This window comes from Hymenobacter latericoloratus, assembly GCF_014199535.1.
Taxonomy (GTDB): Bacteria; Bacteroidota; Bacteroidia; order Cytophagales; family Hymenobacteraceae; genus Hymenobacter; species Hymenobacter latericoloratus.
Genome location: NZ_JACHNV010000002.1, coordinates 267095 through 289213, shown reverse-complemented (window position 1 = coordinate 289213; position 22119 = coordinate 267095). Strand labels below are relative to the sequence as shown.

The 22119-nt window shown below is 59.7% G+C and carries 21 protein-coding genes; 14 read left to right on the top strand and 7 right to left on the bottom strand.

Features of this window, described 5'->3' with window-relative positions:
• Positions 1–125 precede the first annotated feature (125 nt).
• The 9 genes from GGU46_RS06930 to GGU46_RS06890 all read left to right on the top strand — a co-directional run bounded on the left by GGU46_RS06930 (position 126) and on the right by GGU46_RS06890 (position 8218).
• Positions 126–1142 (top strand): MBL fold metallo-hydrolase, encoded by a 1017-nt coding sequence (locus GGU46_RS06930; protein ID WP_183402833.1) that lies wholly within the window; start codon positions 126–128, stop codon positions 1140–1142.
• 180 nt (positions 1143–1322) lie between these two features.
• The gene (locus GGU46_RS06925) at positions 1323–2825 is read left to right on the top strand and encodes a sodium:solute symporter (RefSeq protein WP_183402832.1); all 1503 of its coding nucleotides are present in this window, start codon (positions 1323–1325) and stop codon (positions 2823–2825) included.
• 134 nt (positions 2826–2959) lie between these two features.
• Complete coding sequence (locus GGU46_RS06920) at positions 2960–3448, top strand: energy transducer TonB (RefSeq protein WP_183402831.1); 489 nt, start codon at positions 2960–2962, stop codon at positions 3446–3448.
• Positions 3449–3552: 104 nt separating this feature from the next.
• On the top strand, positions 3553–5403 hold the full coding sequence (locus GGU46_RS06915; RefSeq protein ID WP_183402830.1) for an ABC transporter ATP-binding protein: 1851 nt from the start codon (positions 3553–3555) through the stop codon (positions 5401–5403).
• Positions 5404–5516: 113 nt separating this feature from the next.
• Entirely contained in the window at positions 5517–6116 is a 600-nt protein-coding gene (locus tag GGU46_RS06910) for a hypothetical protein (RefSeq protein ID WP_183402829.1), read from the top strand.
• Positions 6097–6504 (top strand): hypothetical protein, encoded by a 408-nt coding sequence (locus GGU46_RS06905; RefSeq protein WP_183402828.1) that lies wholly within the window; start codon positions 6097–6099, stop codon positions 6502–6504. The genes GGU46_RS06910 and GGU46_RS06905 overlap by 20 nt, the downstream gene beginning before the upstream one ends.
• A gap of 15 nt (positions 6505–6519) precedes the next feature.
• A complete protein-coding gene (locus GGU46_RS06900; protein WP_183402827.1) occupies positions 6520–6678 on the top strand; it encodes a hypothetical protein in 159 nt (52 codons plus the stop codon).
• The gene (locus GGU46_RS06895; RefSeq protein ID WP_183402826.1) at positions 6678–7211 is read left to right on the top strand and encodes a hypothetical protein; all 534 of its coding nucleotides are present in this window, start codon (positions 6678–6680) and stop codon (positions 7209–7211) included. Before GGU46_RS06900 ends, GGU46_RS06895 begins: the two co-directional genes overlap by 1 nt.
• Before the next feature lie 98 nt (positions 7212–7309).
• The gene (locus GGU46_RS06890; protein WP_183402825.1) at positions 7310–8218 is read left to right on the top strand and encodes a DUF2911 domain-containing protein; all 909 of its coding nucleotides are present in this window, start codon (positions 7310–7312) and stop codon (positions 8216–8218) included.
• 132 nt (positions 8219–8350) lie between these two features.
• On the opposite strand, the gene GGU46_RS06885 is transcribed toward GGU46_RS06890, so the two are convergent.
• From GGU46_RS06885 to GGU46_RS06865, 5 genes are all read right to left on the bottom strand, one after another.
• On the bottom strand, positions 8351–10045 hold the full coding sequence (locus GGU46_RS06885) for a sodium:solute symporter (RefSeq protein WP_183402824.1): 1695 nt from the start codon (positions 10043–10045) through the stop codon (positions 8351–8353).
• On the bottom strand, positions 10042–10188 hold the full coding sequence (locus tag GGU46_RS06880; protein ID WP_183402823.1) for a hypothetical protein: 147 nt from the start codon (positions 10186–10188) through the stop codon (positions 10042–10044). Before GGU46_RS06880 ends, GGU46_RS06885 begins: the two co-directional genes overlap by 4 nt.
• 43 nt (positions 10189–10231) lie before the next feature.
• Positions 10232–10918, bottom strand: coding sequence for a phosphatase PAP2 family protein (locus tag GGU46_RS06875; protein ID WP_183402822.1), 687 nt, complete (start codon positions 10916–10918; stop codon positions 10232–10234).
• Between the two features lie 163 nt (positions 10919–11081).
• Positions 11082–13691 (bottom strand): PIG-L family deacetylase, encoded by a 2610-nt coding sequence (locus GGU46_RS06870; RefSeq protein ID WP_246417601.1) that lies wholly within the window; start codon positions 13689–13691, stop codon positions 11082–11084.
• A gap of 286 nt (positions 13692–13977) precedes the next feature.
• Positions 13978–14289 (bottom strand): hypothetical protein, encoded by a 312-nt coding sequence (locus tag GGU46_RS06865; protein WP_183402820.1) that lies wholly within the window; start codon positions 14287–14289, stop codon positions 13978–13980.
• Between the two features lie 577 nt (positions 14290–14866).
• On the opposite strand from GGU46_RS06865, the gene GGU46_RS06860 reads away from it, so the two are divergent.
• Positions 14867–16513, top strand: coding sequence for a S8 family peptidase (locus GGU46_RS06860; RefSeq protein ID WP_183402819.1), 1647 nt, complete (start codon positions 14867–14869; stop codon positions 16511–16513).
• 105 nt (positions 16514–16618) lie between these two features.
• Here GGU46_RS06860 and GGU46_RS06855 read toward each other — a convergent pair whose 3' ends face one another.
• The gene (locus GGU46_RS06855; protein WP_183402818.1) at positions 16619–16966 is read right to left on the bottom strand and encodes a DUF805 domain-containing protein; all 348 of its coding nucleotides are present in this window, start codon (positions 16964–16966) and stop codon (positions 16619–16621) included.
• Between the two features lie 157 nt (positions 16967–17123).
• On the opposite strand from GGU46_RS06855, the gene GGU46_RS06850 reads away from it, so the two are divergent.
• From GGU46_RS06850 to GGU46_RS06835, 4 genes are all read left to right on the top strand, one after another.
• The gene (locus GGU46_RS06850; RefSeq protein ID WP_183402817.1) at positions 17124–18089 is read left to right on the top strand and encodes a YitT family protein; all 966 of its coding nucleotides are present in this window, start codon (positions 17124–17126) and stop codon (positions 18087–18089) included.
• Between the two features lie 321 nt (positions 18090–18410).
• Positions 18411–19238, top strand: coding sequence for an MOSC domain-containing protein (locus GGU46_RS06845; protein ID WP_183402816.1), 828 nt, complete (start codon positions 18411–18413; stop codon positions 19236–19238).
• 442 nt (positions 19239–19680) lie between these two features.
• Positions 19681–20436, top strand: coding sequence for a DUF547 domain-containing protein (locus GGU46_RS06840; RefSeq protein WP_183402815.1), 756 nt, complete (start codon positions 19681–19683; stop codon positions 20434–20436).
• A 100-nt stretch (positions 20437–20536) separates the two neighbouring features.
• Positions 20537–21217 carry a DUF2461 domain-containing protein gene (locus GGU46_RS06835; protein ID WP_183402814.1) on the top strand — a complete coding sequence of 227 codons (681 nt, stop codon included), beginning with the start codon at positions 20537–20539 and terminating at the stop codon, positions 21215–21217.
• Positions 21218–21435: 218 nt separating this feature from the next.
• On the opposite strand, the gene GGU46_RS06830 is transcribed toward GGU46_RS06835, so the two are convergent.
• On the bottom strand, positions 21436–22059 hold the full coding sequence (locus GGU46_RS06830) for a deoxynucleoside kinase (protein ID WP_183402813.1): 624 nt from the start codon (positions 22057–22059) through the stop codon (positions 21436–21438).
• Between the last annotated feature and the right edge of the window lie 60 nt (positions 22060–22119).

Sequence of the window (22119 nt, the reverse complement as noted above, 5' to 3'; positions counted from 1 at the left end):
TCACGCCAGAACAAACCTTGTCTTAACGACTTGTTCTAGCTGGGTAAGGTCCTTCGCTGTGCTCAGGATGACACGGATTGATTTTTTTTGCCCTGTTCAGTCTCTTCTGTCTTCTTCCGCCGCGCATGGCCCCTACCCCTCGCTTCGTCCGCAACCCGCAACTAGCCACCATCAAGCCCAATTATCCCGGCAACAAAATGATAGGGGCCGAATACTGCAACGGCGAGGAGCTCTACGAGCCGAACTTCGGCACCGTGATTAAGTGGCAGCTGAGCGAGAATCCGCAGAAGGAAGAGAAAAAGGCCGATACCTGGGTGCCAGAAGTGGTGGATTGTACGCCGTTTCTGCAAAACCAGGAAGACGGCCTGGTATGGCTGGGACACGCCTCGTTTCTACTGCGCATCAGTGGCAAAACCATCCTTTTTGACCCGGTGCTGTTTTCGTCCTTGGGGTTGCGCCACCGCCACCCCCTGCCCTGCCGCCCCGAGGACCTGACCAACCTCGACTACCTGCTGCTTAGCCACGGCCACCGCGACCATCTGGACGAAAAATCTATTAAGCTGCTGGCCCGCCAGAATCCGCAGCTGCGGGCGTTCGGGCCGTTGGGCATGGCGAAGCTGGTGCGCGGCATGGCCCGCACGCTGCCGGTGCAGGAGGCCGGCTGGTGGCAGCAGTTTGATTTAGGCCCCGATGCGCCCTTCGAGCTGTTCTACCTGCCCGCCTCGCACTGGCACCGCCGCGGCCTCTTCGACCTGAACACGGTGCTATGGGGCTCTTTCCTGCTGCGCCTGCCCGATGGCCGCACCCTTTACTTCATGGGCGACACCTCCATGGCCGACCATTTCGAGGCCATTGAAAAGCAGTTTGGCCCTCTGGATGTAGTGCTGCTGCCCATCGGGGCCTACAAGCCGCCCTACATGATGCAGATGAGCCACGTAAACCCCCATGAAGCCGCCAAAGCGGCTAACCTACTACGGGCCGGCCACTTGGTGCCCATGCACTACGGCACCTTCGACCTGAGCGACGAACCCGCCTCTGAGCCCATCCGGGAACTGCAACTAGTCGCCAACGGCAAAATGCTGCGCGGGGAGCTACATGTACCGGCCGTGGGCGAGGTGCTGCGCTGGCAGGATTGGGAGTAGGCTCAGTTATCAGTTGTGAGTTGCCAGGCGTCAGCTGGGGCATTGCGCACGAGTATGCGCTATTGTTGATTGGTTGTTGGTAGCTTTGAAACCTGTTTTCAACTGATGCGGCTGCTACCGGTCGGTTTGCTCTGGCGCAACCCGACAACCGGCAACTGACAACCGGCAACTGAATTCCCCATGTCTCCTACCCTCGTGCTGAGCCTGATTGCGGGCTACTTCGTTGTTCTTATCATCATTGCCTACCTCACCTCCCGGAAGGCAACCAGCGAATCGTTCTTTATTGCCAACCGCAACGCGCCCTGGTACATGGTGGCCTTTGCCATGATTGGCACGTCGCTGTCGGGGGTGACGTTTGTTTCGGTGCCGGGACAGGTGCTAACGGGGCAGTGGAGCTATTTGGGGCTGGTATTTGGGTATGTGGCCGGCTACGCGGTTATTGGTACCGTGCTGCTACCCCTGTACTACCGCCTGAATCTGGTTAGCATCTATACGTATCTGGAGCAGCGGTTTGGGTTCTGGAGCTACAAAACCGGCGCGTTTTTCTTTTTGCTGAGCCGGGCCATTGGGGCGGCGTTCCGGCTGTTTCTGGTGGCGGGCGTGCTGCAACTGCTGGTGTTCGAGAAGCTGGGCGTGCCGTTTGCCGTTACCGTCACGGTCAGCATCCTGCTGATTTACCTGTACACGTTCCGCGGGGGGCTCAAAACCATCCTCTGGACCGATACCTTCCAGACCCTGGCCATGCTCCTGTGCGTGGTGGTGAGCATCGGGCTGATTGGGCAGGAGTTGAACCTGGGCTGGACCGGGTTGGTGCAGACAGTGCGCGAGAGTCCGCTGTCGGAAACCTTCTTCTTCGACGACCCCAACAGCAAAAAGTACTTCTGGAAGCAGTTTGCGGCGGGTATGTTCATCACCATCACCATGACCGGCCTCGACCAGGACCTGATGCAGAAAAACCTGAGCTGCCGCAGCCTGCAGGATGCTCAGAAAAACATGTTCTGGTTTACGCTCACGCTGGTGCTGGTGAATGTGCTTTTCCTGAGCCTGGGGGTGCTGCTCTACGAATATGCCAGCGTGAAGGGCCTAGCCTTGGACAAGTTGCCCGAGTTGCTGAACCCGAAGGGCACGCTTGATACCGACAAAGTATTTCCCTACCTGGCCACCAACCACTTCAGCCTGTTTGCCGGGGTAGTGTTCGTGCTGGGCATCATTGCCGTGACCTACGCCTCCGCCGACTCCGCCCTAACGGCCCTGACTACCTCTTTCTGCGTTGATTTCCTGAATATTTCGCGCTACCCCGAGGCCCGGCAGAAATCAATGCGCCAACTCACGCACCTGGCCTTTACGGTAGTGCTCATCGTGATAATTCTCATCTTCCGCGCCCTCAACGACCAAAACGTGGTATCGGCCGTCTTCGACGCGGCAGGCTACACCTACGGGCCACTGCTGGGCCTCTATGCCTTTGGGCTCTATACCCAGCGCCGCCCTCAGGACCGCTGGGTGCCCCTGGTGTGCGTGTTGTCGCCGGTGCTGACGTGGGTGCTGGTAAAGAACGCGGGCACTTGGCTTAATGGCTACGAAATTGGCTTTGAGAAGCTCATTTACAATGGCTTACTCACCTTTATTGGCTTATGGGCCGTTTCGCGGCGGGTTCCGCAGCCCGAATTGAACCCTGTTGCGTAGGGGTTGTTTAGAGGAGCGTACCTTTGCATTCTGCAGTGAGCAGTAGCGTATGCTTATCCTTCTGACCGGAAGGAGGAATGATAGAGTTTGCGGCTTACTTCTCACTCATTCAGCTCCCTACCCTACCAAACCCTATGAAACATCTGTTCTTCCTCTTTCTGCTCGTGGCTTCGGCCGCGGGCGGGGCCCAGGCCCAAACTACCGCTGGCAACATGCCGGCCAAGCAACCCATTGAGTTGAAGCCCGGTCGCATGCAGGCCCAGGCCAAGCCCGCGCCTAACCGGCCCGATGCACCGCCCCAGTTTCCGGGCGGTGCGCAGGGTTTGAACACCTTTTTTCAGCAAAACCTAAAGTATCCGGAAGCGGCCAGCGTCAAGCAAATCAGCGGCAACGTGGTCATGACCTTTACGGTGGAAGCCGATGGGCACCTGACCAACCCCTCGGTGGTGCAGCCCCTTTCGCCGGAGTGCGACACGGAGGCGCTGCGGGTGCTGGGCCAGATGCCGGCCTGGAAACCTGCTACCCGCAAAGGTCAGCCCGTGGCTACCCAGGTGCGCCTGCCCATCCCGTTCGGTAACTCCGAAGGGCTGCAGGTAGAGCAGGGAAAGCCTAAATTTGAATAACTGAACTCCAGACATGAGCGAAGAGAAGTGAGAACCAGCGGAGCGTTCAGTTAGTCCTGAGCCCCCGCTGGTTCTCACTTCGCCTTTCTCACTTCTAACACACAATGGCCCGAAGTGGACTGAATACCAGTGGCGCTGACGCAGAGAATGCGCCCGAAAAGAAGAAGCTCACCAAACAAAGTTTTCAGCAGGGGCTGCGCATTTTTCGCTTTGTACTACCCTACAAGGGTATGTTCATTGCGGGCCTGCTGCTGCTGCTGCTGAGCAGCGTTTCCACCATGGTGATGCCCAAAATGCTGGGCTATATCGTTAGCGTGGCTAACCATGAGGCCAAAGCCTTGCCGGCCTTCGTGCCCAAAACCATTACCGGCATTGCCCTGCTGCTGTTCGGGGTGGTGCTGCTGCAAGGTATCTTTTCCTTTTTCCGAATCTTCTTTTTCTCGCGGGTCAGTGAGTTTACCGTGCGCGACATTCGCCGCACGCTGTATCAGAAGTTGGTCACGCTGCCGATTCCGTTCTTCGAGCAGCGGCGGGTGGGCGAGATTACTTCCCGCCTGACCTCCGATGTAGCCAACGTGCAGGACACGTTTTCACTGACGCTGGCCGAGTTTATGCGTCAGATTCTGACGCTGTTAGCTGGCGTTGGCTTTATCATGTGGGAATCGTGGCGGCTTTCGCTGTTTATGCTGGCTACCTTTCCGCCGCTGGTGCTGCTCGCGTTTTTCTTCGGCCGCAGCATCCGTAAGCTTTCCAAACAAACGCAGGATGAGCTGGCCAAGACCAACGTCATCGTGGAGGAAACCTTGCAGGGCATCAGTTCCGTGAAGGCGTTTACCAGCGAGCAGCACGAGGTTAGCCGTTACGGGACTGGCCTGAACCGCACCGTGCAGGCAGCCCTGAAATCGAGCCTGTACCGGGGCGCCTTCGTGTCATTTATCATCGTGGCGGTCTTCGGCGGCATTTTTCTGGTGCTCTGGCGCGGGGCTACCTACGTGGATCTGCCGGAGGCCGACCCTCGCCACCTTTACATGAGTGACCTGGTGTCGTTTATCCTCTACACCATGTTCATTGGCGCTTCCGTTGGCGGCCTGGGCGAGATGTACGGCAAAATTCAAAGCAGTTTGGGCGCCACGGAGCGCCTGCTAGAGATTCTGGATGAGGAATCGGAGCCGGTGCACCAGCCGCGGCCGGCTGGCGCCGCTCCTCTGCCGGTGTACGGCGACATCCGCTACGAGAACGTGCAGTTCCGCTACCCCACCCGGCCCGATTTGGCCGTGCTCAAAGATATCAGCTTCCATATTGAGGCCGGCGAGAAAGTGGCGCTGGTAGGCCCGTCGGGGGCCGGCAAAAGCACCATCGTGCAGCTGCTCATGCACTTGTACCCGCTCAGCGGGGGTAGCATCAGCGTGGACGGCCGCGACATCAACATCCTGGACCTGACGGAGCTGCGCCAGCACATCGGCATTGTGCCCCAGGAAACCATGCTGTTTGGCGGCACCATCCGGGAAAACATTCTCTACGGCCGCCCCGGCGCGCCGGAGGCTGATGTTGTGGATGCTGCCCGGCGGGCCAACGCCTGGCAGTTCATTCAGTCGTTTCCCGAGGGGCTGGATACGGTGGTGGGCGAGCGGGGCATTAAGCTTTCGGGTGGGCAGCGCCAGCGCATTGCCATTGCCCGCGCCATCCTGAAAAACCCGGCCATTCTACTCCTCGACGAAGCTACCTCGGCCCTCGACTCGGAAAGCGAGAAACTGGTGCAGCAGGCCATGGACGAGCTCATGCAGAACCGCACCAGCATTATCATTGCCCACCGCCTCAGCACTATCCGCAAGGTGGATAAGATTCTGGTGATTGATGGGGGCCGCATCGTGGAGCAGGGCACCCACGAGCAGCTCAGCAACGACGAAAACGGCCTCTACGCCAACCTGCTCAAGCTGCAGTTTGAGCTAACGTAAGGTATGGATATAGACGGACTACCCGAAATGGGCGGCGCATTGGGCGTCGCCCGTTTCGTTTTCTGGTATATTCAGGTGCTATATTCAGCAGTACAGTACAGCCGGCTTATACCATGACGCACAGAGTATCACGTATCGAGTTGCTGCGGCCGGAACTGGGGCTATGGGGCGGATTGCTGCTGTTACTGAGCACACTATTCATGTCTTCGGCCAAGTTCTCGGCTGATTTACCTGTTGTGCAGCTTCCAAGTAGTATAGTGCATTGCACCAGAGGTTTATCTGAAGTTCAGATCATTTTCTCTCTGGATGCCCAGAAACGTCTGTACATGCATGCCAGCACCACCGAGCTGCAGACCAAAGCCATTGAACTGCTCGCGCAGCAGTACGGCCTGCAACTATCAGGCAGGCAACTACAGCAATTGCAACAGCTCCCGTATCTAAGCTCGGATGTACGGCAACTGCCGGGCTGGCTTATCGCGCCTGGCTGGAAGCGGAAGAAATTACCTGATGGCATTCCATATTCTGCCCCAAACGACCAGTTTACGGCGATGCTACGGGTTGCCAACCGGGCTGCCCTTGACATCCACTACCGCCGCCCTGTGATATGTCTGCGCCTTGATCAGCGGCTGCCGGCTTCTGTTGTTATGCCGTTTCTACAGCAAATTCAAGCCCAAGAAATTAACCACATTGTACTTGTTACCGAATCCGAGTAACTCCTCAATACCCATCATTCAGTTCCCTGCCACCCCTCCTACGTTCCAGGAGTACCAGCTGATTCACCAGACGCAGCAACGGCAGCGCTACCCGAAGTTGGCCAACCAGCAGAAGCCAGCTACCTCCGACCAGTGGAAACGCAGGGTGCGGTTGTGGCTGGGCGTGCTGGCCGGGGCTGCGGGGTATTTTATCTGGTTCGAGCCCGCCGGCGGAGCCGGATACCTGCTGGTATTCAGCGTATTTACTGCGCTGGGGCTGTTGTACCAGTGGTGGGAATACCGCCGGGCTTTCCTGCAATATCAGCGGCGGCCGCAGCCGCTGGGGTTTCGGGTAACGGAAACCAGCTTGGCCGTGCAGTGGCCGCAGGGCTGGCAGCGGCTGCCGTAGCCCAACCTGACCCGCGTGCAGCAGGTAGGCGACTGGCTCCTGCTCTACCCCGGTCCCGACTTTTGCTATTACCTGGATTTGCGGCAAGTGCCAGACCCCTATACGGGCGTAGATGTGCTGGCCTTGATTGGCAACCAGGAAGTAAGCGGGCCAGCGCCTACCTTCGCCTCCTGATGAAGCCAACCCCCATCGTTCTGTCCGGCGTGCAACTCTCCGCCGATGAGTTTGTGGCCGTGAACTTTCGGTTGTGGCGCGCCCGGCCCCGCACCCGCCTCAACCACTGGATTCTGGGCGCGGCCATTGCGCTGCTGAGCGTGAGCCTGGGGCTGGAGGTGTACCAGAGCGGCCGGCTCCCACAGTCCTCTTCCCTGGTTTTTCTGGCGGTAGCAGTGGGGTACGCGCTGGTGCGCTTCGGGCTGGTGCGCTACCAGCTGCGCCGGGGCTACGCCAAGAACACGGCTGCCCACCACCCCACCGATTTTACCCTCACCGACACCGAAATCAGGGGCCGTAGCGCGCTGGGGCAATTTTCTGGTAAGTGGAGCCTGATCCGGCGGGCCGTGTGGGTGCAGCCCCACTGGCTGCTGCTCTACCCCACCGAGGCCGCCTGCTACTACCTGGATATGCGCCGCCTGCAGGCCCCCGCTACCCTCGCTACGGTGGAGCAACTGCTTGCCACTCACCAGATACCGCAGCAGCGCATCTGAGAAAACAGGCCCAGGTTTAGCATTCAGCTAAATTCTTGAGCCGTCTGTTGGTTTTGCCTACTTTTACCCCACCATCCCTTCTCTCACTTGTTCATCCTATGACCACCTCGATTTTCCTGAAGTCTTCGTCGCGCACCTTAGGCGCCACGCTGCTGGTAAGCGGCCTGCTGTTGGCCTCGGCCGCCGAAGCCCAGATCAGCACGCCCCAGGCCAGCCCCAAAAGCACCGTGCAGCAGCGCGTGGGCCTCACCGACGTAACCATTACCTATTACCGCCCCAGCCTGAAAGGCCGGGTAGGCTTTGGTGATGCCGCCAGTAAGGCCATTGTGCCCTTCGGCCAGCGGTGGCGCACGGGTGCCAACGCTACCACCAGCATCAAATTCTCGGATGACGTGACGGTGGAAGGCAAGAAAGTACCGGCCGGCGAGTACGGCATCTACACCATCCCCGGCAAAGCGTCCTGGACGGTGGTACTGAGCAAGAACACCAAGCAGGGTGCCAACGTGGATGGCTTCAAGGCCGAAGACGACGTAGCCTCGTTCACCATCAAGCCCGTGAAGCTGGCCAGCAAGGTGGAAACCTTCACCATCAACTTCACCGACCTGACGCCCGCCACCGCTACCGTGGACATGCAGTGGGAAACCACCGGGGCCCGCTTCAAAATCACCTCCGATGTGGAGTCGAAGGTGATGGCGCAGATTGACGAGAAGGTGCTAAAGAACAGCAGCCCTTCCAACGGCGACCTGGCCGCCGCCGCCGTGTACTACCTCGACAACAACAAAGACCCCAAGCAGGCGCTGGAGTGGATGCAGAAGGCCAACGCCACCGACCCCAAGTTCTGGAACGTGCACACCGAAGCTAAAATCCGCCTGAAAATGAAGGATTATAAAGGCGCCATAACGGCCGCCGAGCAGTCGAAGAAACTGGCTTTGGAAGCTAAAAACACCCAGTACGCCCAAATGAACGACGAGCTGATTGCCGACGCCAAGAAAGCCGGTAAGCTGTAAGCGGTAGTTGAATAACAAAGGAAAGGCCTTGCTGTCCGTGGACAGCAAGGCCTTTCTTTTTCCAGATAAATTTGAGTTATTGATTACCAGCAAGTTGACACCAGAAACAACTAAGCGTCCACCTTTAGCTAACTATGCTGCCGTTGCTGGTTTGCGGCCTTGGAGTAGTAGGCTTCCCGCTACCACCACCCCACAACCCAGGATGTTGTACCAGAGGTAGCCAATATCCGTGGCAAAAAACAACATCAGCACAATGGCTTGGGCTACCACTGCCGACCAGAACACGGCCGAAGCGCCCACCTTCTTCAGAAAAAACGCCACCATGAAAATGCCCAGAATAGTGCCGTAGAACAAGGAACCCAGGATGTTTACAGCCTGAATCAGGTTTTCGAGGCGGGCGGCAAAAGTGGCGAAACCGATACCCAGCACGCCCCAAGCCACGGCCGCTACCCGTGAGGCTTTCACGTAGTGCGTTTCGGGGTAGCTAGGCTGGCCGGGGCGGTACAAATCAACGACGGTGGTGGAGGCCAGGGCATTGAGGCCGGCGGCGGCCGAGCCCAAGGCGGCGCTGAGCACCACGGCAATCAGCAAACCTACCAGCCCTTGGGGCAGGTAATTCAGCACGAAAGTCAGGAAGACGTAGTCAGTATCCTTGGCTTCGGTGGCGGGCACGGCTTGTTTCAGCAGCTTCTGCGCCTGCTGACGTAGCCCTTGGGTAGCCGCCTGGGTAGCCTGAACGTGAGTTTGCGCGGCGGCGGCAGTCTCCACATCATTGGTTTGCAGGGCGGCTACTAATTGGCCGGTAGCGTGGCGGCGAGCTTCAAATACGGTTGCGTGTTCGCGCTCCAGCTCGCGCAAGGCCGGGCCGTATTGCTCGGAGTGGGCCACCTGAATGTACACGGGCCGGTTGAAGGTGAGCGGGGCCAGATTGAACTGATAAAACACGAACAGCAGCACGCCCAGCAGCAGAATCCCGAACTGCATCGGGATTTTCAGCAGGCCGTTCATCAGCAAACCCAGGCGGCTTTCGGTAATGTCGCGGCCGGTGAGGTAGCGCTGCACCTGGCTTTGGTCGGTGCCGAAGTAGGACAGGGCCAGGAACAAGCCGCCCGTCATGCCCGACCAGAAGTTGTAGCGGTCTTTGGGGTCGAAGTGGAAATCGACGAGGTTCAGCTTGCCCTGGTGGCCGGCCAGGCGCAGGGCATCGGTAAAGCCGACCCCGGCCGGCAGGTAATGCACCAGCAGGTAGCCCGCCACCAGCAGCCCCACGAAAATCACCAGCACCTGCCCCTGCTGCGTCACCATTACGGCCCGCGTACCACCCGAAACGGTGTAGGCAATCATCACCCCGCCCAGGAGCCACACCGTCAGGTGAATGTTCCACCCTAGAATGGCCGACAGTACCAGGGCCGGAGCGTAGAGGGAAAGGCCGTTGCTGAGGCCGCGCTGCACCAGAAACAGCAGGGCCGCGAAGGTGCGCGTGCGCCTGTCGAAACGGCCTTCCAGGTATTCATAAGCCGTAAATACCCGCAGGCGGTGGTAAATGGGCACCGCAAACACGGCAATCAGCACCATGGCAATGGGCAAGCCAAAGTAGAACTGAATGAAGCGCATGCCATCGTCGTAGGCCTGGCCCGGCGTACTCAAGAAGGTAATGGCCGAGGCCTGGGTAGCCATAATGCTCAGCCCGATGCCCCACCAGGAGGCCTGGCGGCCGCCGAGCAGGTAGCCGTCCAGGGTGTCGCCGGCGCGGCGCGTGCGCCAGGTGCCGTAGCCGACAATAAACAGGAGCGTACCCCCCAGAATCAGCCAGTCGAGCCCACTCATGCGAACAGCCGCGTCAGGTACACAAACAGGCCGATTTCCACTGCCAAAGCGCCCAGCACCAGTGCGTACCAGGCCCGCCAGGAGGGTAGCAAAGGCGGCTCAGACTCTGGAACGGGGATGGGGGTAGGAGCGGATGACGACACGGAAGAAGCAGCTAGCGCAAGGTGAGAGACGCAAGATAGGAACTCAGGCGGCAGCAGGAACGCTCGGCGCTCCGGAAAAAGTACCTTTCGGCCGCAGCCACCAGGTAGCCATTTCAAACGTGCAGGTGAGCACCAGCGCCAGGCACACCGATGCTACTACGTCGCTGAGCCAGTGCGCTTCCAACCCTACCCTGCCTATGGCCACCAACCCGATGCAGGCCAGCAGCCAGGGTCGCACCTTCGGGAAGCGCAGGGCCAGGGGCAGCAGCAGGCCCGCCGCCCAGGCTGTATGCCCGGACGGAAAGGCCTCAAAATGGCCTACTGGCTGCCAGAAGTCAGCATTCGGAGCCTGGTAAGTTAATATAGCCAGCGGGCGGGGCCGGTTAAAGTATAGTTTTAGCAGGTTGCCTATCCCCTCGCTACCCACCATAGTCAGGAGCACCACCAGCCAGATGGTGCAGTGGGGCCAGCGGCGCATCCTGCCCACCAAAAACAGTAGCAGCAGTAAGGACCACGCCCACGGCACCCCTAGAGGACTAGGCGTATGAAACAGCCACGAAAGACGGTCGATAGCAACCATCAGCGCGGCAAAGAAAGGCCGGACCGGCGCCCCGTGCTCGTGCACCAGCCGGGCCAGCGGCTCATCCACCACAAAGATGCAAAGCAAGGTAAGCGGAACAAGAGCCAGCAGGCCTTTCAATAGCAGAAGCCGGTAGCAAAGGATAGTCATAGTAATATACTTAAGCGCTTTACCCATTTGTCATCCTGAGCGGAGCGAAGGACCTTATCACGTGTGACGTTACCTGTTTGAGCGGTCCAAACGTGATAAGGTCCTTCGCTCCGCTCAGGATGACAGAACAGTAAACTCACAATTTCACTAGTTCACCAACTCACTACTTGCCCAACGACACCATATTAGTCAATATCCGGTAGGCCCCGGGCACGCCGGCGGGCAGCTCCCGGAACAGGCTCAGACCAGTATAGATGTAGTTGCCTTTGCCGTATTTCGCCACCAGAATGGCGCTTTCCTTGGCTTTCTCGCCGGGGTCGGCGGAGCTGATGACGGTCTGGTACTTCGGGTCCCAGGCACTGGGGTAGTAGAGGCCCTGCTCCTGCACCCAGCCTTCAAAATCCTTGGCAGTAATCTTGTTGGGCGAGTTGAGCAGGGGCTGCTGGGGGTTCAGGAAGGTGACGGCCGCGTTTTCCACCGTTACCCGGTCGGAGGACAGGGTAAGGGGGTAGGGGCCGATTTGGGGCAGGACGGTGCCGCGGTTCACCACGTACTGCACCACCAGGTTGCCGCCGTTTTCTACGTAGCGGAGCAGCGTGGGCTGCAGGGTTTTGAGGCGATCCACGGTGTTGTAGGCCCGCACGCCCAGCACCACGGCGTCGAAGCGGCGCAGGTTCTGATCGGTGAGGTCCTCGGGCTTGAGCAGGGTGACGGTGTAGCCGATCTGGCGCAGGGCATCGGGTACTTCGTCGCCGGCCCCCATGAGGTAGCCGATTTCCTGGCCCTTGCGCTTGAGGTCCAGCTTTACCAGTGGAGCCACGGCTTCGGGGAAGAGCACCTGGGTCGGGATGTGGTTGTACTCGATGGCCTGGTAGCCGCGCGAATAGGTTTGCCCGTCCACAGTAGCTACGGCCCGCAGTTCGGTTTTGCCTTCCTGGGCCCCACCCCCCGGCTGCACCCGGAACTGCACAGTTTGCTCGGCGTCTTTGCTGGCGAGGTCAAAGGTGAAGCTCGCCGGCTCCGACTTCCAGCCCTGCGGCAATGTCAGAGCCACGGAGCCTTTCACGCCTGCCTTGCCAGCGCGCAAGGTCACGGGAATAGTTTTGGGTTGATTGTCAGCGAAGACGTAGGCGCGCCCGCCAATGTTCACGGCCACGGGCGGTACCACGGCCAGCGGGCGGTACTTCTCCCCTTCTACCGGGTCAGTGCTTTTGTATTGGAGGGGCTTAGTATAGTAGAGCGGAACCCCGGCAACCTCTATTTTGAAGAGGATGTCATTAACCGGAAGATTTTCAGGGCGACCAAGCTCCTCTCTACCTTCAACAATATGCACAGCATGAGGATGCTCAGGCCAAGTAAACTTCTCTACAGTTTCAGGTATTTTATACATACCTGTGGTACCGGGCTCCCGCAGCCAATAAGGTTGCGAAACAAATTGTGTCGTCGGGACAGTGATGGAAACCTGTTTGACAAGTACTTTATTATCAACCAATAGTTCATCTAGTGGTTTTCTCGCTGTATTTCCCATCACTGTAAACTCGCCTTCAATGAATGGTGCCTCAATCCAAGCGAGCTTAACCGGTATAGATGAACGATTCAGAGCGCTGACTGTAACTGCTACTTTAGTTGCTGGCGCGTTTGTATGTTCCTGAGCTGTAGCTGATAAGTCTAATCCTAAGCAAGCATAGAGCAGCTCGTCCAATTCATCACTTTTATCACTATTCCAAAAAAATGCCTCTGTAGGCAGTTTCTCACAAGCAGCTTTTACCCTTAGCAGCCCCGTCACGCTGGCGCTGGGGTTGCCGGGGTCGTACTTCCGAATCACCTCGTCTATCAGCTTGCCCACGGCCGCGCCGCCGGGCACCCGGTTCCAGCTCATGTCAATGCCCTCGAAGGGGTCGGACGTAGCCTTATCGCCTTTCACGTATTGCAGATACTCCAGGGCCTCGCCGCGCTGGGCCGCTGAGCCGAAGCCCTGGCTTTTGTGTTGGGAGCGGCTGCGGGCGGCAATTTCGCCGTAGCTCTGGCCCAGCAGGGGGTTGTAGGCGCCGGCATCTACTTTCAGGTAACCCTCCATGTTTTCGCCGGGCTTCACGAAGAAAGAGCCGGTGTTCCAGAACAGGCGCTTGGGTTGCCAGGGCTGCACGTATTTCAGCTGCTCGGGGAAGCGCTTGGGGTCGCCGGCGGCATCGAAGGCTTCGGCGGCCAGGATGGCAGAGGCCGTGTGGTGGCCGTGGCCGGCACGGCTATCGGGCGGGAAGCGGGTGATGAGCACATCGGGGCGGCGCTGCCGAATTACCCATACCATGTCGGACAGCACCTGCTCTTTGTCCCAGATGGTGAAGGTCTCATCGGGGGTTTTGCTGAAGCCGAAGTCGTTGGCGCGGGTGAAGAACTGCCTACCCCCATCAATGCGCCGGGCCGCCAGCAGCTCCTGGGTGCGGATCACACCGAGCTGTTCGCGCAGCTCCGGGCCGATGAGGTTCTGGCCCCCGTCGCCGCGGGTACAGCTGAGGTAGCCGGTTTCCAGCAGGCGGCCGTTGGCCAGATAGGCAATCAGGCGGGTATTTTCGTCGTCGGGGTGAGCGGCAATGTAGAGCACCGAGCCCAGCACGTTCAGCTTCTTCAGCCCCAGCAGAATCTCGGAGGACGAGTAGGTTTTGGGCGCCTGGGCCTGGGTAGTAGCTGAGTAACTGAGTAACTGAGTAAGCAGGGCGGCCAGCAGGGCGGCGCGGAGAAGGCGCAAGGAGCGGAAGGGCATACGGAGAAGCATCTTGAGGGCGTGAAGATAACCGCACGCTTTACATGGTGTTTCACTCCCTTTGTTTCCGGGCAAGCGCGAGGCGGCCCTACCCCCGGTCCGACGGCGGAGCCGTCCGACCGGTTGGCTTCGGGCTGACGTTTGTGGCCGTAAGGGTTTAGCTGGCGGCGAGGGGTAGGGCGAAGCGGCTCCGACGGCGCCAGTGGCGCGGACGTCAACCGGTCGGACGCCTCCGGCGTCGGACCGGGGGTAGGGCCGCCTCGCGCTTGCCTTTGTCGGCAAACCCTGCGCCCGAAGCTCACTCTTGGTCGCAGGCAATATATACACTCCCGAACACCAGCGGCAGGGCCCACGGGTGCTCTTGAGCTGAGCTGGGGAGCGGGTGCGCCTGCAGGTACTGCCGCATCACGCGCAAAGCGGCGGGCACCAGCTCCGGCCGATCTGCCACCAGAACGGTTATGGGCTCAGCAACACTCCTATCTATTTTCACCCACACCTGAGCCGGCGGCAGGCTATGAATGCCGGTGTAATGCCGCTCCTCCGGCGTCATCAGGCGCCGCGCTTCACAGTAACGCTGCTTTATTTCTTCCAGAGGTAGATTCTTCCACAACTTTCTCCCAGCAGGCAATGGCGCGGATTGAATTGCCCCCCGCAGCACCTGCACATACCATTGGCAGAGATACGCCGGATAAAACCCTCCAACCTCTGAGGCCGGGTCCGCCAACGTCAGCGGCCCGCTTACCCAGCTGGCTTTCACCCTACCCCTCACATCAGGCCGGAACCAGCGCCGCAACTGGATTTGCTTAGCGCTTTCCGCACAGGTCGGTGTAATGGCCAGCAAATAAAGCTGTTGATTCTCAATGGCCCAGGTGGCCTGATAGCAGCGTCAGTTGCTGGATTGGACGCACGGCGTCAGGCGGCACGGTGCATCCTTTCGACCCTCGAAGTAAGTTTCGAGCGGACTTTCCGGCAGATACAGCGTGTCACCCTGATAGAGCAGAAGGTCGGGTATCTGGGCGGTAGCCCGCGCAACCTCCGGCACCGCCCACCCGACTATCACCAGCATAAACCACCCTACCATTTTTTGCATTCGGGAAGATAAGAGGCGAAGCTTCAGCCAAGCTTCATCCTGTGGCGCGGTCCTTGCGTACATCCTGCTTTCCTTTCCGATTTTGACCTCCCCTTGCATGGCGTTTCCCCTTACCTCCCGGCTGCGGCTGCTGGGCCTCTCATTTCTGTTTCCGGTGCTGGCCGCTTCCGCCCAAACGGCTACCCCTCCCGCCGCTTCCAACCCTGCCACGCCCCAATGGTATTTGCTTGACCCCGAGCAGGATGGAGGCGTGATGGGCATCAGTGCCCGCCGTGCCTACCAGGAGCTGTTGCAGGGCAAAACTTCTACCCCGGTTATCGTGGCCGTAATCGATGCCGGCATCGATACGGCGCATGTGGACCTGAAGCGCGTACTCTGGCGCAACCGCAAGGAAATTGCCGGCAATGGCAAAGACGACGACCAGAACGGCTACGCCGACGACGTGCTGGGCTGGAGCTTTCTGGGCGGGCCCGATGGGCGCAACATCAACGTAGAAACGCTGGAGGAAACCCGTATTCTGGCCAAGCTGCAGCCCTTGTACGCGGGCAAAGTGCGTACCGCCGTGCCCGCCGCCAAGCGCGCCGAGTTCGACCTTTATCAGAAGGTGAAAAAGAGCTACGACGCCAAGGTGAAGGAGAACACCCAGCGCCTCAAGGAGTTCAACCAGGCCTACCTCGAAAACGCGCAGGGCGCCGCCGGCCTTAAGCAGGCGCTGGGGGTAGCCCGCCTCGACACGGCCACCCTGCGCAACCCGCCCACCCAGGACCCAGAGCTGCGCCAGATTACCCAGGGCCTCTACACCACCCTGCTTCAGACGGGCTTTGCCTCCCTGGATGATGTGCTGGAGGAAATGAAGAAGGGCCTGAAGGAAACCCAGGACCAGCTCGACTACGGCCTGAACCTGAAGTACAACCCGCGCCCCCTTGTGGGCGACCGGCCCGAGGACACCAAACAGCGCGACTACGGCAACCGCGACGTGCATGGCCCCGACCCCATGCACGGTACCCACGTAGCCGGCATCATTGGCGCCGACCGGGACAACAACCAAGGCGTGCTGGGGGTGGCCTCCAACGTGCAGATTATGGCCGTGCGCGCCGTGCCCGACGGCGACGAGCGGGACAAGGACGTAGCTAACGCCATCCGCTACGCCGTGGACAACGGGGCCCAGATCATCAACATGAGCTTCGGCAAATACTACTCGCCCCAGCGCGCCGCTGTAGAGGAAGCCATTAAGTACGCCGCCACCAAAAACGTACTGCTGGTGCACTCCGCCGGCAACGAGAACGAGGACCTCGATAAAACCCTGCAGTACCCAGCCCCGGTGTACCTCAGCGGGCAGCGCATCCCCAACATGATTACGGTGGGCGCTTCGGCCCGCACCAACGATGAAAACCTGGTGGCCGACTTCTCGAACTACGGCAAAAACCAGGTGGACGTGTTTGCGCCCGGCAACCAGATTTACGCTACCCTGCCCGGCAGCCGCTACGGCAACCTGAGCGGCACCAGCATGGCCGCCCCCGTGGTAGCCGGCATTGCCGCCACCCTGAAATCGTACTACCCCCAGCTGACGGCGGTGCAGCTCAAGCGCATCATCCTGGAGTCGGCGGTGCCCTACCACACCAAGGTGCGCAAACCCGGCTCCACTACCCTGGTTGATTTCGCGGAGCTCTCCCGCACGGGCGGCCTCGTGAACCTCTACCGCGCCCTGCAGCTGGCCCAGCAGCCCCTACCTGAGCCGAAATAACCCGGCAGTTTCTGCCGCTTTTACGCAACCCTGCCCTTCCGGAGGAGTCTCTAAAACAGAGAACCTACTCTGGAAGGACAGTTTGTTTTACGGGTTTCGGCGGTTTCAGCCAGTAGCCTGCAGCCGGTTGGTGGCCCCGTGCCGGGTAACGCAGGGCAGCCCCGGTAGCACCAGCAGCGCCAGTAACATCAGGGCACTCAGGCCCGGCACCAGCAGTAGCAGGGCGTACCAGCCGCTACGCCCTATATCGTGCAGGCGGCGCACCGCCAACACGGCTACCAGGGCGGTAGCCAGCAGCCACAGCCCCGAGGCCAGCCACAGCGGTGGCACCTGTCCTTCCGGTGTGAAACCATAGAGCAAGGCCAGTGGCAGCACCACCGGCACCAGTTCAACTGCAAATTCCTTCCGTTCCTGCCGCCCCCATAACACCTGATACTGCTCTAGCAATGCCATAACTACTACTCCTGTTTTCGGGGGCCAACGCGGACCCCTGAAAAAACTTTTCCAAATTCTAGGCCAGTCCCCCACTGCCGGGCCGGGGTGCCTTAATTTTCAACATTCACCCGCACGGTGCCGTACCTGATAGCACTGCGTTTTTCCTGTTTCGCCTATGACTGATTTCCACCCCCTGCCTTCGTCCGAGTTACCTGCTACCCCTTCTTCCGGCGGCACCAGCCTGAAACGCCCCGGCCCCGGCGCCCGCTCTGCCCGCGACCGACGCTGGTGGCGGCGGCAGGTTGTGAATACCCTGTTAATGGTAGTGGGGGTGTTTTCGGCGGGGTTCGGGCTGGAGAGTTTCTTGCTGCCCGGCGGCTTCCTGGATGGGGGCGTAACCGGGGTTTCGCTGCTGATTGTCAGGGTGTTTGGCCTACCCCTTCCGGCGCTTATCGTGGTCCTGAACATTCCATTCGTGCTCATGGCCTGGCGGCAGCTCGACCCCGGCGTGGCCATCCGGACCCTACTCGGCATTCTGGGCCTGGCCCTGGTGCTGGCCCTCATTCCCTACCCCATCGTCACGCAGGACAAGCTGCTGATATCGGTGTTCGGGGGCTTCTTCCTAGGGGCCGGCATTGGGCTGGCCATGCGCGGCGGGGGCGTGCTCGATGGCACCGAAATTATGGCTATCTACCTCAGCAAGCAGTCGAGCATGAGCGTGGGGGATATCATTCTGGTATTCAACATTCTCATTTTTGGAGTAGCGGCCTGGGTCTTGTCCATCGAAACGGCCCTGTACTCCATCCTGGCCTATCTCTCGGCGGCCAAAACCATCGACTTTATCATTGACGGCCTGGAAGAATACACTGGCGTCACCATCGTATCGGGCCGCTCCGATGCCATCCGCCGCATGATTACCGAAAAGCTGGGCCGGGGTGCTACCGTGTACACCGGCAAGCGCGGCTACGGTACCCGCGGCGAGCAGCCCAACCCCGTTGATATCGTCTTCACGGTCATTACCCGCCTCGAAGTTTCCAAGCTAAAGGCTGAGGTAGAGCAGATTGACCGCCAGGCCTTCATGGTCATGCACAGCGTCCGGGACACCAAAGGCGGCATGATCAAGAAACGCCCGCTGCACTAGACATTGTCAGTTGTGAGTTGCCGGTTATCGGTTGCCAGTTGACTGTTGTCGGGGGTGGTGCTTATCGGTAGCAGGCCCTACCCCTTCACTCTAACCAAAGCCCCAGCGGGGCGACACCTAATCGTTGAACGAGAAGGTGTCGCCTGGCTGGGGCTTTATTGTTTCACCACCGCTTCTCTACCAATACGCAGCCCCTCCAGGGCTTCGGTCAACCTGAGAGGGTAGGAATACGACCGGCAGACCGCCCCGCCAGCATCTATCTCTGACAACTCACAGCTGGCAACTGACAACCGGCATCCCACTATTTCCCATCTTTGCGGTATGGCTGCACCTCTTCTTCTCTCTGACCTCTATATCTATCCGGTAAAGTCCCTGGGCGGCATTCGCGTGGCGGAAGCAACGGTGGAAACCCGCGGCCTGCGCCATGACCGGCGGTGGCTGGTTGTGAATGAACGCAATCAGTTCATGACCCAGCGGCAAACGGCCGCCATGGCCCACCTGAAGGTAGCGGCTGCCTACAACGGCTTCCTGCTCAGCCACCAGCAGCGCCCCGATCTGCTGCCCTTGTTTGTGCCCTTTGAGGCTACCCCGGAGAAAACCCTGTTCGTGACCATTTGGGACGATATGGTATTTGCCTGGCGTGCCCGCCCCGAGTGCGACGAGTGGCTGTCGGAGGCCCTGGGGCAGCCCTGTAAGCTCGTCTATATGTCGGATATGGTGCGCCGCGACGTGGAGCGCGACTATAACCCGGAAGGTAAGCTGGTGAGCTTCGCCGACGCCTACCCCTTCCTGATGATCGGGCAGGAGTCGTTGCAGGAGCTGAACGGGCGCCTGGCCGAGCCCGTAGGCATGGACCGCTTCCGCCCGAACCTGGTGTTCAGCGGGGGGCAGCCCTTCAGTGAGGACGCGTGGCACCATTTCCTGATCGGAGAACTGCCCTTCCGGGCTGTCAGGCCCTGCGGCCGGTGCGTGCTTACTACCATCGACCAGCACACCGCTACCCGCCACGCCCTGGGCGAACCTCTGCGCACCCTGGCCGGCTACCGCTCCGAAGGCAACAGCGTGAATTTCGGGCAGAATGTGACCGGCAGTGGCCAAGGCGTGCTCCGCGTAGGCGATGCCATTGAGGTGTTGGACTACAAAAGCTAAGCTACTGCCCCGATTATTCCTTCGGGCGTTATACTCCTTCTTTAAGCTGTTGTATAAAATTTCTGGGGTGGCACCGGGACCCCGGAACTCGCTGGTTGTGCTGATAGCTGTGGGCTGAGGTGCCCTGACACACTGCGTACCGCTTGCAACGGCTGCTCAGTTGCCTTCTATTTATGGAATAGGATAATATTTGAAAAAATTTCTGTTATTTTTCTATATTATTAAGATAATGCTAATACATTTGAAAAGTCAATCGGGTCTTGCTGTAGTGATACTCAGCCGGCTGATTCTCCGCTCTCCACCCGAGTAGTCTTCTATTGGAAGAATAGGTGACTGCCGGGCTGACTTGTCTGCTCCACCTTTGTTGCCCTCGCCCCCTCCCTATTGCATGTTCCGTCAGTTTCACTTTTTGCCCCACCGGTTTGTATTCCTTTGGTTGTGTTTGCTGACTCCTTTTTTGCTGCGGGCCGAGGATAATAATACCCTGCAACTGCTACACGAGCCCTGGGGCCGGTTGCTGCACCACCATGTAACCACCGATGGGCGCCTGGACTACGAAGCCCTGCTGGATGAGGAGGACAAGCTGCTGGCCTACCTCGAAAGCCTGCGCAAGGTAAAGCCCGACCCCAGCTCCTGGACCCGCGACGATACCAAGGCCTTCTGGCTGAATGTGTACAACGCGTCGGCTACCTACCTGGTGCTGCAGTACTACCCCGTAGCCAGCATCAACGACATCCGGGTAAAAACCGTGAGCGGCGTGAAGTCGCCGTGGGAAGCGCCGGTTGTGAACGTGGGCGGGCAGAGCTACTCCCTCAACCAGATTGAGCAGCACATGCTGCGCAACCAGTTTCATGACCCGCGCACCCACTTTGCCCTCATGTACGGAGCCGCCTCCAACGCCCCCGTGCTGGCCGAGCCCTACGACGGCACCCGCCTCGGCGCCCAACTGGACGAGCAGGCCCGGCGCTTCATCAACGACTCGGCCTTCAACCAACTCACGCCCCAACGCGCCCTGCTCTCGGGCTTGTTTCAGGCCTACTCCGCCGAGTTCGGGACGGATGCCCAGGTGCTGGCCTTCGTAAACCGCTATGCTCGCATTCCGGTGTTGCCTACTGCCCAGGTGGAATATCAATCGTTTAGCTGGGCCCTCAACGACCGGAGCGCGCTCAGCAGCTCCCATGCCCTGAACAAACGCTAAACCGCGCGCCAACCCGCGCGTGCGCTGCCCCGTACCGCCTAGCGGTGCGGGGCAGCTTGTGTAGTAGGCCCTGCCCCTCCCTCACGCTTTCTGCCCGTTTATGAACCTGACTTCCGTTCTGGAATTTCTGCGCAGCCTCGCCGCCAACAACAACAAAGCCTGGATGGACGCGCACCGTGCCGACTACCACCGGGCCCGCGCCGAGTACACGGCTTTTGTGGCCGAGCTGCTGCGCTTGGCTTCCGCCGAGTTGGAGCCCGGTCTGCGGGGCCTCAGCCCCCAGGACGTGATGTTTCGCATCAACAAAAACGACCGTTTTCAGCAGAGCGACGAGCCGTATAAGCGGCACATGGGCGCGGGCCTCAAGCCCGGCGGGCGGCATAGCGCCTGGGCCGGCTATTTTGTGGCCGTGGAGCCCGGCGGTGAAACCTATGTGGGGGCAGGCCGCTGGCTGCCCGAACCGGCTCAGCTGGCCCGCATCCGCCAGGAAATTCATTATAACGCGCCGGCTTTCCATGCCCTGCGGCAGGATGCCGCGCTGCTGCGCCAGTTTCCTGATGGGCTAGACATGTCTCAATCCCTGAAAACAGCCCCCAAAGGCTATGACCGCGCCGACCCCGACGTGGAGTGGCTGCGCCTGAAAAGCTTCTTCGTGTGGCGCTCTTTCCCCGATGCCGACGTACGCCGCCCCGACTTTGCGGCCCGGGTGCTGGAAGCCTGGCAGGCCGCCCGCCCCTTCGTGCGCTTCCTCAACGAAGCCATGCGGGAGGAAGGAAATTAGGTGAGGAAGGCCGCTGGGTGGGCTCCCCGCCATGTAACAAACCGTGGTAGGGAGCGGGGCTTGCCCCCGCCCAGCGCCTGAAGAACTACCGGTGGAGCAGCCCGGGCGGCGGGCGGGGGCAAGCCCCGCTCCCTACTGGCAATGGCGGGGCAAAAGGCAGCAAGAATAACGCCACGGCCCTGCTGCCTTAACTCCCCCGCTCTGCTCTGTGTGCCTGCTTAAAACAGTCCGAACAGCGTGCTGTTAATCTTGTCGATGATGACGCTCAAATCCTCGGGGTTATTCACGTAGTCAAGGTTGTTGACATCTACGATGAGCAGCCGGCCAGCCTTGTAGCCGCTGATCCACTCCTCGTAGTGCTCGTTGAGGTGTTTGAGGTAGTCGATTTTGATATTGTTCTCGTAGTCGCGGTTGCGCTTGTCAATCTGGGCTACCAGCTTGGGCAGGTCCGCGCGCAGATACAGCAGCAGATCGGGCGGGTTCACCATGCTGATCATCGACGTGAACAGGCTCAGGTAATTCTGGTAGTCACGCTCCGTCATCAGGCCCGACTGGTGCAGGTTGGCCGCGAAGATGTGGGCATCTTCGTAGATGGTCCGGTCCTGAATAACCCCCTTGCTGGCCTGCTGCAGGGCTTTAATCTGCTGGGTCTGGCGGAAGCGGCTGTTCAGAAAATATACCTGCAGGTGAAACGCCCAGCGGGGCATGTCGTCGTAAAAATCCTTGAGGTAGGGATTGTGGTCCACATCTTCCAGAAACACCTCCCAGTTGAAGTGGTGAGCCAACTTATTGGCCAGCGTGGTTTTGCCGGCGCCAATGTTACCGACGATTGCAATGTGCATGAGCGAAGCGCAGAAAAAAACGGAGCGGCAAAAATAGCGGATGCCAGCCGAACCAAAATA

Excerpts from the sequence above, each read along its gene's own strand:
- GGU46_RS06930 (WP_183402833.1), top strand. The coding sequence starts at position 126 with ATGGCCCCTACCCCTCGCTTCGTCCGCAACCCGCAACTAGCCACCATC.
- GGU46_RS06925 (WP_183402832.1), top strand. The coding sequence starts at position 1,323 with ATGTCTCCTACCCTCGTGCTGAGCCTGATTGCGGGCTACTTCGTTGTT.
- GGU46_RS06920 (WP_183402831.1), top strand. The coding sequence starts at position 2,960 with ATGAAACATCTGTTCTTCCTCTTTCTGCTCGTGGCTTCGGCCGCGGGC.
- GGU46_RS06915 (WP_183402830.1), top strand. The coding sequence starts at position 3,553 with ATGGCCCGAAGTGGACTGAATACCAGTGGCGCTGACGCAGAGAATGCG.
- GGU46_RS06910 (WP_183402829.1), top strand. The coding sequence starts at position 5,517 with ATGACGCACAGAGTATCACGTATCGAGTTGCTGCGGCCGGAACTGGGG.
- GGU46_RS06895 (WP_183402826.1), top strand. The coding sequence starts at position 6,678 with ATGAAGCCAACCCCCATCGTTCTGTCCGGCGTGCAACTCTCCGCCGAT.
- GGU46_RS06890 (WP_183402825.1), top strand. The coding sequence starts at position 7,310 with ATGACCACCTCGATTTTCCTGAAGTCTTCGTCGCGCACCTTAGGCGCC.
- GGU46_RS06885 (WP_183402824.1), bottom strand. The coding sequence starts at position 10,045 with ATGAGTGGGCTCGACTGGCTGATTCTGGGGGGTACGCTCCTGTTTATT.
- GGU46_RS06875 (WP_183402822.1), bottom strand. The coding sequence starts at position 10,918 with ATGACTATCCTTTGCTACCGGCTTCTGCTATTGAAAGGCCTGCTGGCT.
- GGU46_RS06870 (WP_246417601.1), bottom strand. The coding sequence starts at position 13,691 with ATGCTTCTCCGTATGCCCTTCCGCTCCTTGCGCCTTCTCCGCGCCGCC.
- GGU46_RS06860 (WP_183402819.1), top strand. The coding sequence starts at position 14,867 with ATGGCGTTTCCCCTTACCTCCCGGCTGCGGCTGCTGGGCCTCTCATTT.
- GGU46_RS06855 (WP_183402818.1), bottom strand. The coding sequence starts at position 16,966 with ATGGCATTGCTAGAGCAGTATCAGGTGTTATGGGGGCGGCAGGAACGG.
- GGU46_RS06850 (WP_183402817.1), top strand. The coding sequence starts at position 17,124 with ATGACTGATTTCCACCCCCTGCCTTCGTCCGAGTTACCTGCTACCCCT.
- GGU46_RS06845 (WP_183402816.1), top strand. The coding sequence starts at position 18,411 with ATGGCTGCACCTCTTCTTCTCTCTGACCTCTATATCTATCCGGTAAAG.
- GGU46_RS06835 (WP_183402814.1), top strand. The coding sequence starts at position 20,537 with ATGAACCTGACTTCCGTTCTGGAATTTCTGCGCAGCCTCGCCGCCAAC.
- GGU46_RS06830 (WP_183402813.1), bottom strand. The coding sequence starts at position 22,059 with ATGCACATTGCAATCGTCGGTAACATTGGCGCCGGCAAAACCACGCTG.